Below are 13114 nucleotides of genomic sequence, written 5' to 3'. Positions count from 1 at the left end.
CCCGATTTGTCCAAACCAATGGGGCATTTCAGTAACAGCTTTTAACGGTTTTCCTCTGCCGTACTGATCTGTACGTAGCTGCTAAAAATTTCCTTTTACAAATTTGAAAGTGTAATCATTTCTAAATGCAAAAAATTTTGATATAATTGTATAGAACAATATGAACATTTTGGATATACAAAGGGATAGGGGATAATAATGGCCAAATTAGTAATAGAAAAAGATACTGTTACCGGCACTAGGATTGAAAAAATTTGGACAAAGGACTTTATTTTAATCTGTTTAGCCAATTTTTTTGTTTTTTTAGGATTCCAAATGACTTTGCCAACTCTTCCGTTATTTGTTGAAGCGTTAGGTGGGCGGGATCAATTAATTGGATTGGCGGTTGGAATTTTTACTTTCTCGGCATTATTGATTCGTCCATTTGCCGGGCATGCTTTAGAAACAAAGGGGAGAGGTATCATTTATTTATCCGGATTATTGATCTTTTTCCTATCGGTCGGATTTTTTAGTGCTACCGCAAGCATATTATTCCTTTTTGTCATGAGAATTGTTCAAGGTTTAGGTTGGGGATTATCAACGACAGCTTCAGGAACAATTGCGACAGATATCATTCCGGGAAAACGGAGAGGTGAAGGTTTAGGTTATTACGGGTTATCGGGAAATTTAGCATTGGCATTCGGTCCATCACTCGGATTAATTTTGGTGGAACATGTTTCCTTTCAATCGTTATTTATCATCTGTGCCATATTTGGTTTGTTGGCATTTATCCTTTCATCATTTATTTCGTTTAAAAAAGTGGAACAAAAAGAAAAAGTGGCTCTTGTTGGGAAATGGGATTTCTATGAAAAGTCAGCGTTAAAGCCTTCCGTTCTTGCCTTTTTCATCACCGTTACGTTTGGAGGAATCGCCTCCTTTTTACCTCTATATACAGTGCAAAAAGGGGTAGAAGGCATTCAAACGTATTTTTTTATTTACGCAATGGCGTTAATGGTAACAAGAACATTTGCCGGTCAGTTATATGATCGCAAAGGGCACCGTGCTGTTTTTATTCCAGGAACGCTTCTTATTTTTCTTGCCATGTTATTTTTGGCTTGGTTGCCAAATAGCTTCATATTATTTATTGCAGCATTTCTTTACGGCTTTGGTTTTGGTACCATTCAGCCGGCACTTCAGGCATGGGCGGTGGAACGATCACCGAAAAATCGCCGTGGCATGGCTAATGCAACTTTTTTTTCCTTTTTTGATCTCGGAGTCGGATTTGGGGCAATTTTGTTCGGTCAAATCGGTCATTGGATTGGATATGCCAGTATTTATCTAGCAGCTGCCCTTTCCATCTTGATGTCAATCGGTTTATATATATTTATTTTAAGAACGGAAAAAATAAATGCGGTTTCATAGTTTGATTCTTTAAATATACTAGGAAGGCTCGCCAATCCTTCCAGTTTTTGTTATAATATGAATGTGAAAAACATCACATAATTTCCTTTCCGCTTAGGAACAAATTTAGAAAAACCTCCTTATAAGTTCATAACACTATTGACACCGTTAAAAAATAAATAAGGTGGAGAAAATCCTAACATTGCTTCTTCAAAAAAAAGGCAAAAAGACTAAAGATAAAGTGAATGGTCACTGAACGACGGGGCGCATACTTTTATACGTTAAGAGAGGTATAGCATCCTATAAAAAAAACGACTGTTATTTTCTCGGATTTTTTTAACCACGAAGAGATGAAAATTATTTCCTTTATCTTGGGAAACAATATCCATAGAGAAAAAAGAAATGGAATGGATTGGTGTTATTTGGTAACATTCTTCAGGAGGACTTTGAATTATTCACCTATAGCGGTGATCTATAAATGTTTCGCAAAATTTTAAAGGAATTCCAAATATATTGTATAGGAGTGGATTTGATGTCTAATCGTGTAAGTAAAGTAGTACTTGTCGGAACCGGTGCTGTTGGTTCCAGTTACGCTTTTGCCTTATTAAATCAGGGAATTGCCGGGGAACTCGTGATGATTGACGTAAAAAAAGAGAAAACGGAAGGGGATGCAATGGACTTAAATCATGGCCTTCCATTTGCACCTGCCAAAATGATTATCAGTCATGGTGACTATTCAGATTGTCATAATGCTGATATTGTTGTTTTAACAGCTGGTGCAGCTCAAAAGCCCGGTGAAACACGTCTTGACCTTGTTGAAAAAAATACGAGAATCACGAAAAGTATTGTTGAAGAAGTCATGGCCAGCGGTTTTAACGGAATTTTCATCGTTGCATCAAATCCGGTTGATATTCTTACTTATGCAACATGGAAATTTTCGGGATTACCAAAAGAACGCGTAATCGGTTCCGGAACAATATTAGATACTGCCCGTCTACGTTACATGTTGGGTGATTACTTCAATGTAGACACTAGAAATGTCCATGCATATATTATAGGTGAACATGGTGATACGGAACTTCCGGTATGGAGTCATGCAGGGATTGGCGTGATTCCCATTTTTGATTGGATGAGAAAGGACCCGAAATACAAAGTGGAGGATTTAAATGATATATTTGTCCAAGCCCGCGATGCTGCCTATCATATCATTGAGAAAAAGGGTGCAACTTACTATGGGATCGCAATGGGGTTGGTTCGATTAACAAAGGCAATTTTACAAGATGAGCATTCCATTTTAACGGTTTCTACATATTTGGACGGTGAATATGATCATAAAGATTTGTTTATCGGTGTACCGGCTATTGTCACAAGAAATGGAATTAGTGGCGTGATTAAAATGGAATTGACCGCCACCGAGAAAGACCGGCTCAATCATTCTATTCGTGTTTTAAAAGAAACCATGAACAGTGTCAATTTGACCTAGTTTAACGTGCAGTAAGGACACTTCACTTTATTAAATAACTTGAGTTTCCCACCTTAGGACGAAAGGCAAACTCGTCGACAACTCTGGTCGAGAACTAGAGGACACTGAAAAAGTGCGAAACAATCTTGCTAAACACCATTTAGATGTATTTCCGGGTTTTATATTGTGTTAGTAAATCTATTCAAATAGTTTTTCAGTGGCCTCTGAGAACTACTCAATTTTATCGACGAAACTTCCACATGTCTTGGGATGCGAAATAGTAAATGATTATCAATAAGGATGCCTGAATGATTAAAATAACTTAATTGTTCAGCTCCTATTTTTTTGTGGGTAAAAGCAAAAAATTCCGGCAAAGAAAAAGATGCAAAGGGAATTTTATGATTTAAGTAAAATTGCACAAGGAAAGCTTCGAATCCTATGGACACCTTTTGACAACACAAGCCAAGCAGTTGAAAAAAACGTTTTTTTAACAAAATAAAGTAAACTTCTTTACAATGTTACATAATTAGTTATAAAATAATATTGTGTAACATTATTGGAGGGGGATTTTGTGGAGTATGTGAACCCAATTAAAAAAATTGAAAAAATACAAGCAATGAAAAAGGTTTTACGTCAATCTTCACTTCGGGATTTACTCCTTTTCGTTATTGGGATAAATACGGGAATTAAAGTACATGATTTATTGTATTTAACGGTTAAAGACGTATGGGACGGTTCCCAAACAAGAGAGTTTCTTTACTTAAAGGATGAAAAAAATGGGGAAGTAAAAGCATATTATTTAAACAGCAAAGTAAGAGAAGTATTAAGGGATTACTTGGCAAGCAACGAATTGCAGCCGGATGATTTTCTATTTAAATCAAAAAAAAATAACCATCCAATTACGAGGCAACAAGCCTATCGAATCATCAATCATGCTGCAAAAGAAGTAGGGATCCAGGAAAAAATCGGAACCCACACGCTTCGAAAGACGTTCGGATATCATGCCTATCGTAAAGGGGTGGCCATTTCTATTTTAAAAAATATTTTTAACCAGCACTCCACAGCAGAAACTTTAAAATATATTGGAATCGATAAAAACGAACAAAAGCTCATTAAGGTCGATGTGAATTTATAATTAAAGATTTAAACATCAATCCGTGTTATTTAAATCAATTTTGTTCAAGTCCATATTTTTTAAATCTCTAATAATCCCGTCAGTGACTTGGACTTGCCGGGTTTCCCAACCGTTCATAAATCGGAAAATTCCGTTATCAAAATCCGTACCGACTTCTTTGAAAAAAATACCTTCATATTCAATATCTTTTGTATGACTGAATGTTAGACAGTATTCTGTACCGGATTTAACAAGGTATGCACGGATTCCTTTTTCAAATAAACCCTCTTCATCACGAATATATCTGGAGACAGAAATAATATGAAGATCGACAAAAGGAATTTCATGCAAGAGCGCATGAATGATTGAACCTTTTGTAATCTGTTCCCAGCGGCTTTGAGCAGTCTGCCCGAGGATGATTTGGGTTATGTGATTCTGTCTGGCCACTTCAGCAATTACTTTCGCCACCGGACGTTTTTCATTATCTTTAATGATAAATTGAGCAGAAGGGTGCGATTCAGCAAATTTTTTCCACTGTTCGATATAAATTACTTTTTCGGCGTCTAATTCATCAAAAGGGGCTAAATCAACCGTTAATATATAAAGTGGTGCTTTAAGCATATTTGCAATTTGGCAGCCACGTCGAATCAATCTTTCTCCATTTGGACCATAGTAAACACAAACAAGAATTCTTTCATTTGAAAAATTTGCTTCCATCTATGATTCACCTCAAATGTTTTTGTTGGAATCACCTATTTGACTATGTAGAACTATAACCGATGGAACGAGAGTAGTCAATCCAAAACTGCCTATATTTCATTTTTCAACAAATTTTAGGAACATGAAAAATGTAAGGCTGTCACATGGTAAAGCCTTAGTAAAAAAAGTTGCCCTCTGAAAATTGTAAGTATATCGGCAACATGCATAGGTTGCGTATGGTAAAAGCTCTCAGTATAAAGTTATGCTGTGAAAATGAATATGATCAAGAATTTTTGCCTCTTTTCGTGGCTTCCGAAATTGAATGAAATTGTTGGGGGGATGCCGTTTGAATTCGTTACACATGCTGATATTTATTCCTTTTGTATTTGCTATGGCAATTCCGCTTTTGTATAAGTTGTTTCATCCGAAAATTCATTTAGGTTGGTTTGTATTACTGATTCCTTTGGTCATATTTTTACACCTCTTTCGATACATTCCCTTAGTTGCAAAAGGTGATCATCTGACAACTTCCTTAGCGTGGCTTCCTTCAGTGGAGATGAATTTAGATTTTTATATTGATGGTTTGGCGTTATTGTTCGGATTATTAATTTCCGGTATCGGTGTACTTGTCATTATTTACTCCATTTTTTATCTATCAAAGCATCGAGAAGAACTTCATAAGTTTTATATGTATTTAATGATGTTCATGGGCGCTATGCTGGGTCTTGTATTTTCTGATAATATTTTTATCCTATATGGCTTTTGGGAACTGACAAGTATTTCCTCATTTTTATTAATCGCATTTTGGTATGAACGAAAGTCATCAAGAGATGGGGCAATGAAATCTTTGCTTATCACTGTCTTTGGCGGGCTTTGTATGTTTGCGGGGATGATTATGTTAACTCTTATCACCGACACATATAGTATTCGCGAAATGATTCTTAATGTGGAATTCGTTCAAGCACATAAATTATTTATCCCTGTGATTATTTGCATTTTACTCGGAGCCTTTACAAAATCAGCCCAGTTTCCGTTCAGTATCTGGTTGCCCGGAGCAATGGAAGCGCCGACGCCCGTTAGTGCCTACCTTCATTCGGCGACGATGGTGAAGGCGGGAATTTATTTGGTAGCTCGATTTACACCCGTTTTTGGCGGAAGTTCCGTTTGGTTTTGGCTAGTATCGGGAATAGGAATCATTACTTTATTATATGGCTCAATTACAGCCGTTCGACAAACTGATTTAAAGGCGTTACTGGCCTATTCGACGATTAGTCAATTAGGTTTAATTATGAGTTTATTAGGAATTGGTTCACTCACTTTTTATTTTGGACCGAGTGAACATGGTGTTACCTATTCGATGGCCATTTTTGCCGCAATTTTTCATTTGTTCAATCATTCCATGTTCAAAGGCAGTTTATTTATGGTCGTCGGAATTATTGATCATGAAACCGGAACAAGGGATATTAGACGGCTTGGCGGATTGATGCAGTTGATGCCGGTTTCGTTTACTGTTGCACTAATTGGTGGTTTCTCTATGGCCGGATTACCTCCTTTTAACGGATTTTTAAGTAAGGAAATGTTTTTTAAAGCAGTCAATGATGTGAGGGTGGCGGAAATATTTCATCTTGAAACACTTGGTATGCTATTTCCCTTACTTGCATGGATTGCCAGTATTTTTACTTTTGTTTACTCTATGATTCTCGTTTTTAAGACATTTTCCGGGAAATATCGACAGGAAAAGTTGAATCGGGATGTACATGAGGCACCTTTTGGTATGTTAATTCCATCTGTAATACTCGCCTTCTTCGTCGTAGTTATTTTCTTTTTTCCAAATGTTTTTTCCAAATACTTGTTGAAACCGGCATTCGTTGCCATCCTACCGATGTTTACGATCGATAAGGTGGATATCAAAATTAGTGCTTGGCATGGATGGAATACTGAACTTTTGATGACTATCGGTGTTGTAATTATGGGAAGTCTCCTATTTATTACAGTCAAGCGGTGGGTTCCTTTGCTTAAACAATATCCGCAATGGCTTACGTTAAATAACTTGTTTGAGAAATCTTTGGAAAAAGTCGAGCGCTATTCACTTACAATAACAAATCGCTATATGACCGGTTCGATCCGCCATTATTTTATCTATATTTTTTCGTTTTTTGTCATTGTTTTAGCCGGCTCACTTTTGTTGTTACACGGTATCCAATTTGATGTTTCCGAAGACAATGTCATCTGTATTTATGATATGGGTTTAGTTTTGGGGGTAATGATAGCCGCATTAACGGTTCTATTTACAAGTAATCGAATGACGGCCATTGTTGCACTAAGTGTCGTAGGTTATTTAGTGACAATGTTTTTTGTTATCTTTCGTGCTCCGGATCTGGCACTTACACAAATGGTTGTAGAAACAGTGACAACCGTACTATTTTTACTTTGCTTTTATCACTTGCCAAAGTTACAAAAGAATATTGGTCGGATCAAGTTTAAGTTAACAAATCTGATTGTGTCCGTTGCAACGGGATTAACAATTACTATACTTGCTTTGTCAAGCAACAGTCATAAGCTGTTTGAACCGATTTCTTATTTTTTTGAAAATGCGTATGAATTGGCCGGTGCAAAAAATATTGTTAATGCCATATTAGTCGATTTTCGCGGGTTTGATACAATGCTTGAAATTTCTGTTTTATGTATTGCCGGGCTTGGGGTGTATACATTGGCTCGGTTCCGAATGAAAGGAAGTGATCACAATGAAGCCGAATGACGTCATCTTACAAAGTGTAACCAAAGTGACTGTCATCATTATTTTTACCTTTTCTGTTTATTTGTTTTTAAACGGACACCATCATCCGGGAGGCGGCTTTATTGGCGGGTTGAGTACAGCAGCGGCAATTGTATTGCTTTTTTTAGCATTTGATATTGAAAAAGTCCGGGAAAATTTTCAAATTGATTTTAAGAAACTGGCCGCACTTGGGGTTTTAATTGCCATTGGTACAGGCTTTACGGGTATGTTGGCGGGTGACCCGTTTTTAACTCAATATTTTAATGATAAAAATTTACCGATTTTTGGGAAAACGGAATTGGCTACGGCACTAATTTTTGATACCGGTGTCGCTCTTGCAGTAATTGGAACAGCCGTGAGCATCATTCTGAGTATTAGTGAGGGGGATTCTCTATGGAAACGATAATGGCTTGTCTTGTCGGACTGTTATTTACGATCGGTACTTATTTAGTTTTATCGAGACAAATGTTACGGATTATTTTTGGATTGTCAATAATCAGTCATGCTGTTAATCTATTAATTTTAACATCGGGTGGTTTAAAAACCGGAAGTGCCCCGTTACTTGATGAAAAAATGGCCGGATTTACCGATCCATTGCCGCAAGCATTAATTTTAACAGCAATCGTTATTAACTTTGCGGTAACAGCCCTGTTGCTTGTGCTAAGTTATCGTTCCTATCAAATTTTTAAGACGGATGATATGGAACGGCTAAGGGGAAATCCGGATGAATAACCTATTAATTTTACCTATTGCGTTTCCGTTATTCATTGGTATGTTGTTAATTATTTTCAGAAAAAATATTTGGCTGCACCGTTTGTTAAGCCCGGTTGCATGTATTTTCCCGGGGATGGTTGCATTAATTTTGATGAACCAAATAAAAGACAGCGGGATTCAAACATTGCAGTTGGGCGGCTGGCAAGCTCCTTATGGAATCAGCCTTGTTGCGGATATGTTTGCTGCAATACTGCTATTTGTGACAAGTATTGTATCTCTTTGCTGTCTGCTTTATGCCTTTCACTCGATTGGAAAAGAGAGAGAAAAATATTATTTTTATCCGCTGATTTTGTTTTTAATCACCGGGGTTAACGGTGCATTTTTAACCGGAGATTTATTTAATCTGTATGTTTTTTTTGAAGTGTTTCTTGTGTCCTCTTATGTACTGATCACTTTAGGAGGCACTCGGAACCAGCTGCGGGAATCATTAAAGTACATCATGATCAACGTGATTTCTTCCGCTTTTTTTCTCGTAGGTGTTGCGTATTTGTACGCTGTAACGGGAACATTGAATTTTGCCCATTTATCAATCCGTGTTGCTGAAGCGGGACAAGATGGATTGATTACGACGATTTCATTTTTGTTTTTAATTGTGTTTAGTTTAAAAGCAGGTCTTTTCCTCTTTTATTGGTTGCCGGGTTCTTATAGCGTTCCACCTGGCGCAATCGCTGCTATTTTTGCAGCACTTTTGACAAAAGTTGGTATTTATGCGATTTTTCGGATGTTTACCCTCATTTTTTATCACCAGCCACAAGTCACCCATATGGGTATTGGTATTTTAGCAGCTCTAACAATGATTCTTGGTGCAATGGGAGCAATCGGATATCGGGATTTGAAAAAAATATTAACATACAATGTCATTATTAGTGTAGGTTTTATTTTGATTGGATTAGTTGCTTTTACGGAACAAAGTCTTTTAGGCTCTATTTATTATTTAATCCACGATATGATTATAAAAGCTTTAGTATTCTTGATCGGTGCGACCATTATAGGCCTTACCGGAACAAGCAAGCTCAAAGATATGAGTGGACTGATTCGTACACACCCGGCTTTAGGTTGGATGTTTTTCATTGCTGTATTGTCTATGGTAGGAATTCCTCCATTAAGCGGTTTTCTTGGAAAGTTATATATTACGAAAGGAGCATTTGCAGCAAGCTATTTTTGGTTAGGAGGGTTCGGATTATTAGCGAGTATATTCATTCTTTATTCATTAATTAAAGTATTTATGGATGTCTTCTGGGGAGAAACGGTAATGAGCGAAGATGAGGAAAAAGGAACAACAAAAGGGGTAATGTTACCAATTGTTTTATTGACAGGTATCAGTCTTGCGCTCGGACTCGGTGCTGAAGGAATTCATGAGTATGTATTGATAGCTGCAAAAGGTTTACTTGATCCCAACCAATATATTTTTGCCGTACTGGATAAAGGGGGGATTTAATTGCCGATTCAAGTGTTAATGAACTTATTTATCGCCGGGTTATGGATGTTTTTACAGGATGAAGCGAGTTTCCTTACTTTTTTCAGTGGTTATTTAGTAGGTTTGTTCATTTTATTTTGCTTAAGACGTTTTTTTCATAAGCCATTTTATCTTTTTACCTTTCTTGCTATAGGAAAATTGTTTCTTATTTTTATATATGAATTATTAATATCAAGTCTTTTTGTTATTAAACATATCGTAAGACCAAAAATAAATATCAAACCGGGGATTTTTCGCGTGGAGACGGATTTAGCGGGAGATCTTGAAATAACTTTATTGTCTCTGCTCATTTGTTTAACACCGGGTTCGGTCGTGATGGAAGTAACACCGGATGCAAAGACTTTGTTTGTCCATGCACTGCATATTCCCGAATCAAAACCATCCGTGCTCAAATCAAAGGCGGTTTTTGAAAAGGCGATAAAGGATGTGACCAGAAAATGACGTTTGAAATTATTATGATTGTATCTTTATGTTTATTAACATTATCGATTTTGGCCAATATTTATCGGGTTGTAAAGGGTCCTTCAAGTGCTGACCGTATCCAGGCTCTCGATGCAATCGGTATTAATTTAATTGCCAGTATTGCTGTTTTTTCCGTTCTCCTGCACACCCATGCCTTTTTTGATTTGATTTTGTTGATTGGCATTCTTTCTTTTGTCGGAACCGTTGCTTTTGCGAGATTTACAGAAAGAGGTATGGTAATTAAGCAGAAAGATGAAGGGTAAAGTTATTTCGGAAAAGTGGTTATACCAAGGGCATTGAAGATAAGTCCGTTAGTATAAGTATAATCAATTGAAAGAGGTGATATTGTTGCACGGAAGTGATGAAGTAATTGCCGCACTTTTTATTCTTGCCGGTTCCATTATTGTGTTTGTCAGTGCTATTGGGATTATCCGCCTACCGGATGTCTATACTCGTTCACATGCAGCATCAAAAAGTTCGACATTAGGTGTGTTAAGTACATTAGTCGGGACATTACTCTACTTTTTAATTTCTGAAGGCTATTTTAGTATTCGGCTCATAATGGGAATATTCTTTGTGTTTTTAACAGCTCCTGTTGCTGCTCATCTCATTGCTCGATCGGCCTATCGTAACGGAGTACCACTGACTGAAAAATCGATTGAAGATGAGTTAAAAAAATATTATTTTGAAAACGAACTGTCAAAAAAATAAAGCAGGTTAAACATAATGGTTACCGCCCAAAAAGCCCCTTTTTTAAAAAACTAACGTTCAAATCACAACACATTGTGTTTTGATAAATATAGATAATACTATATTAGCTAAAATTTTTCCATAAAACCTTTTTGGGTACTAATCACATAATTATTCAATGGAAATTATTTTAAGGTTATTTTAATAAAAAAATACTTGAATATCTATTGACAATTTTTTTAATAAGGTGTCAAATATAAATAATAAATATTTGCTTTAAAGGGGTAAAGTGGTTGGCGCGCAAAGGGGGATTTTCAAAATTGAACTTCAGCAACAATAGAAAAAGACGGGAGAGATGTTGATGACTTTACCTGCGATACTTGATGCTTCGGAAATGGGAATTATTTTTGCGATTATGGCACTCGGTGTATATATATCGTTTCGTGTCCTTAATTTTGCAGATTTGACGGTGGATGGCAGTTTTGTTACCGGCGGGGCTGTTGCTGCGGTAATGATTGTAAATGGTTATTCACCTATATTGGCATCATTGGCTGCACTGATTGCCGGTTTTTTTGCCGGATGTATAACCGGTCTCCTTCATACGAAAGGAAAGATCAATGATTTACTTTCCGGAATTCTCATGATGCTGGCCCTTTATTCTATTAACTTACGGATTATGGGGTTAACACTGGAAGATGGTGTTTCTCGTCCGAATATTCCGTTATTAAATTCAGACACTATTTTTACAAAAGTTGGGGATTTTTTTAACTCAATCGGACTTGGCGATTACGGAATTTTAATTTTTATGATCATTGTCACATTGATATTTAAATTTTTAACAGACTATTTTCTTAAAACGGAAATTGGTTTATCCATCCGGGCAACAGGTGATAATCAACGAATGATCCGTAGTTTTTCAGCAAATACAGACGGCTTGATCATTTTAGGTCTCGGTATTTCTAATGCATTTGTTGCATTTTCCGGTGCCTTAATTGCCCAATACAATCAATTTTCTGATGTTGGAATGGGGATTGGGATGATTGTGGTCGGGCTGGCATCGATTATAATTGGTGAAGCTATTTTCGGGAAGAAGACGATCGCCCGCACAACTTTAGCTGTTGTATTTGGTGCAATTATTTACCGAATCTTTATCACGATTGCATTAAATCAAGGGATCTTGGATGCCAGTGACCAGAAATTAGTTACTGCGGTTATCGTTATTTTGGCCTTAGTCTTGCCGAAACTAATCGATAAACAACGGGAGAAAAATCGGAAAGCAAAACACAAGCTTCAAGGAAAATCGAACAGTAAAGCAAACGGGGAGGGTGAATCTGTTGCTTGAACTGAAAAATATTAAAAAGATTTTTAATGAAGGAACATTGGATGAAAAAATCGCCCTCGATCACATTAATCTATCTTTGGAAAAAGGTGATTTTGTCACAATTATCGGGAGTAATGGCGCTGGGAAATCAACGTTAATGAATATTATATCAGGTGTGCTCTCTCCTGATCTAGGTAACGTAGTCATTCACGGGAAAGATGTAACGAATATCCCGGAATATAAACGTTCCAAATTGATTGGACGCGTGTTTCAAGATCCGATGGCAGGAACCGCACCTTCCATGACGATTGAGGAAAATTTAGCCTTGGCCTATTCGCGAAATAAAAAACGGACACTTGGTCTCGGGGTGACAAAAAAACGAAGAGAATTTTTCCGCGAATCGTTGGCCTCATTAAATTTAGGATTGGAAGATCGTCTGAATGCCAAAATTGGTCTTCTATCCGGTGGGGAACGGCAAGCAATTTCTTTACTGATGGCAACATTCACAGAACCGGATATTTTATTATTAGACGAACATACCGCAGCCCTAGATCCGAACCGAGCTCAGCTAATTACGGAACTTACGAAGCAAATTGTAAAAAAATATGGCCTTACTACGCTGATGGTTACTCATAATATGCAGCAAGCTTTAGACTTAGGAAACAGATTAATTATGATGGATAACGGTCAAATTATTTTGGATATTAATGAAGCGAAGAAAAATCAACTGACGATTGATGATTTATTAATAGAGTTTCAGCGAATTCGCGGCGAAAAGCTCGTAACCGACCGGACATTATTAGCGTAAATGAAGAGACATTAAGGAAAGCATGTGCTTGACTTGGTGTCTTTTTTTGTACGTTAAGAAAGTATAAATTTCCAGCAAAGAAGCGAATTCGACGTAGTTGGAAATTTTAAGAATTAAGTATAAGTGCAACTACGGCTCTGCTTTCGCCTAA

13 protein-coding genes are annotated in these 13114 nt (G+C 36.9%); 12 read left to right on the top strand and 1 reads right to left on the bottom strand.

Annotated elements, in window-relative coordinates; translation table 11 throughout:
- Positions 1-198: 198 nt before the first annotated feature.
- The 3 genes from BT1A1_RS13340 (at position 199) to BT1A1_RS13330 (ending at position 3977) form a co-directional block, all read left to right on the top strand.
- A complete protein-coding gene (locus BT1A1_RS13340; protein WP_051989134.1) occupies positions 199-1401 on the top strand; it encodes an MFS transporter in 1203 nt (400 codons plus the stop codon).
- Between the two features lie 511 nt (positions 1402-1912).
- Positions 1913-2863, top strand: a complete 951-nt coding sequence (locus BT1A1_RS13335; protein ID WP_034772079.1) for an L-lactate dehydrogenase — start codon at positions 1913-1915, stop codon at positions 2861-2863.
- A gap of 550 nt (positions 2864-3413) precedes the next feature.
- A complete protein-coding gene (locus BT1A1_RS13330) occupies positions 3414-3977 on the top strand; it encodes a tyrosine-type recombinase/integrase (RefSeq protein WP_034772077.1) in 564 nt (187 codons plus the stop codon).
- A gap of 15 nt (positions 3978-3992) precedes the next feature.
- Here the strand turns inward: BT1A1_RS13330 and BT1A1_RS13325 are convergent, their stop codons facing one another.
- Positions 3993-4673, bottom strand: a complete 681-nt coding sequence (locus BT1A1_RS13325) for a universal stress protein (protein ID WP_034772075.1) — start codon at positions 4671-4673, stop codon at positions 3993-3995.
- Between the two features lie 328 nt (positions 4674-5001).
- Between BT1A1_RS13325 and BT1A1_RS13320 the strand changes: the two genes are divergently transcribed.
- The 9 genes from BT1A1_RS13320 to BT1A1_RS13280 all read left to right on the top strand — a co-directional run bounded on the left by BT1A1_RS13320 (position 5002) and on the right by BT1A1_RS13280 (position 12963).
- The gene (locus tag BT1A1_RS13320) at positions 5002-7413 is read left to right on the top strand and encodes a Na+/H+ antiporter subunit A (protein ID WP_156103240.1); all 2412 of its coding nucleotides are present in this window, start codon (positions 5002-5004) and stop codon (positions 7411-7413) included.
- Positions 7400-7837: a Na(+)/H(+) antiporter subunit B gene (locus tag BT1A1_RS13315; protein ID WP_034772071.1), complete on the top strand. Its 438-nt coding sequence runs from the start codon at positions 7400-7402 to the stop codon at positions 7835-7837. Before BT1A1_RS13320 ends, BT1A1_RS13315 begins: the two co-directional genes overlap by 14 nt.
- Positions 7825-8163 (top strand): Na(+)/H(+) antiporter subunit C, encoded by a 339-nt coding sequence (locus tag BT1A1_RS13310; RefSeq protein WP_034772069.1) that lies wholly within the window; start codon positions 7825-7827, stop codon positions 8161-8163. Before BT1A1_RS13315 ends, BT1A1_RS13310 begins: the two co-directional genes overlap by 13 nt.
- On the top strand, positions 8156-9643 hold the full coding sequence (locus BT1A1_RS13305; protein ID WP_034772067.1) for a Na+/H+ antiporter subunit D: 1488 nt from the start codon (positions 8156-8158) through the stop codon (positions 9641-9643). Before BT1A1_RS13310 ends, BT1A1_RS13305 begins: the two co-directional genes overlap by 8 nt.
- Positions 9644-10123, top strand: coding sequence for a Na+/H+ antiporter subunit E (locus tag BT1A1_RS13300; protein WP_034772065.1), 480 nt, complete (start codon positions 9644-9646; stop codon positions 10121-10123).
- Positions 10120-10407 (top strand): Na(+)/H(+) antiporter subunit F1, encoded by a 288-nt coding sequence (locus BT1A1_RS13295; protein WP_034772063.1) that lies wholly within the window; start codon positions 10120-10122, stop codon positions 10405-10407. The genes BT1A1_RS13300 and BT1A1_RS13295 overlap by 4 nt, the downstream gene beginning before the upstream one ends.
- 85 nt (positions 10408-10492) lie before the next feature.
- Positions 10493-10855, top strand: a complete 363-nt coding sequence (locus tag BT1A1_RS13290; protein WP_034772060.1) for a Na+/H+ antiporter subunit G — start codon at positions 10493-10495, stop codon at positions 10853-10855.
- A 340-nt stretch (positions 10856-11195) separates the two neighbouring features.
- Positions 11196-12176, top strand: coding sequence for an ABC transporter permease (locus BT1A1_RS13285; RefSeq protein ID WP_034772057.1), 981 nt, complete (start codon positions 11196-11198; stop codon positions 12174-12176).
- On the top strand, positions 12169-12963 hold the full coding sequence (locus BT1A1_RS13280; RefSeq protein WP_034772055.1) for an ABC transporter ATP-binding protein: 795 nt from the start codon (positions 12169-12171) through the stop codon (positions 12961-12963). Before BT1A1_RS13285 ends, BT1A1_RS13280 begins: the two co-directional genes overlap by 8 nt.
- Positions 12964-13114 lie beyond the last annotated feature (151 nt).

This window comes from Caldibacillus thermoamylovorans, from assembly GCF_000751775.1.
GTDB lineage: Bacteria > Bacillota > Bacilli > Bacillales > Caldibacillaceae > Caldifermentibacillus > Caldifermentibacillus hisashii.
The sequence above is the reverse complement of the archived record's forward strand: the minus strand, read 5'-3'. Positions and strand labels throughout refer to the sequence as shown.

What these genes read in the sequence shown, in the direction of transcription:
- BT1A1_RS13305 (WP_034772067.1), top strand. Translation starts at nt 8,156, where the DNA reads ATGAATAACCTATTAATTTTACCTATTGCGTTTCCGTTATTCATTGGT.
- BT1A1_RS13310 (WP_034772069.1), top strand. Translation starts at nt 7,825, where the DNA reads ATGGAAACGATAATGGCTTGTCTTGTCGGACTGTTATTTACGATCGGT.
- BT1A1_RS13340 (WP_051989134.1), top strand. Translation starts at nt 199, where the DNA reads ATGGCCAAATTAGTAATAGAAAAAGATACTGTTACCGGCACTAGGATT.
- BT1A1_RS13315 (WP_034772071.1), top strand. Translation starts at nt 7,400, where the DNA reads ATGAAGCCGAATGACGTCATCTTACAAAGTGTAACCAAAGTGACTGTC.
- BT1A1_RS13295 (WP_034772063.1), top strand. Translation starts at nt 10,120, where the DNA reads ATGACGTTTGAAATTATTATGATTGTATCTTTATGTTTATTAACATTA.
- BT1A1_RS13325 (WP_034772075.1), bottom strand. Translation starts at nt 4,673, where the DNA reads ATGGAAGCAAATTTTTCAAATGAAAGAATTCTTGTTTGTGTTTACTAT.
- BT1A1_RS13285 (WP_034772057.1), top strand. Translation starts at nt 11,196, where the DNA reads ATGACTTTACCTGCGATACTTGATGCTTCGGAAATGGGAATTATTTTT.
- BT1A1_RS13335 (WP_034772079.1), top strand. Translation starts at nt 1,913, where the DNA reads ATGTCTAATCGTGTAAGTAAAGTAGTACTTGTCGGAACCGGTGCTGTT.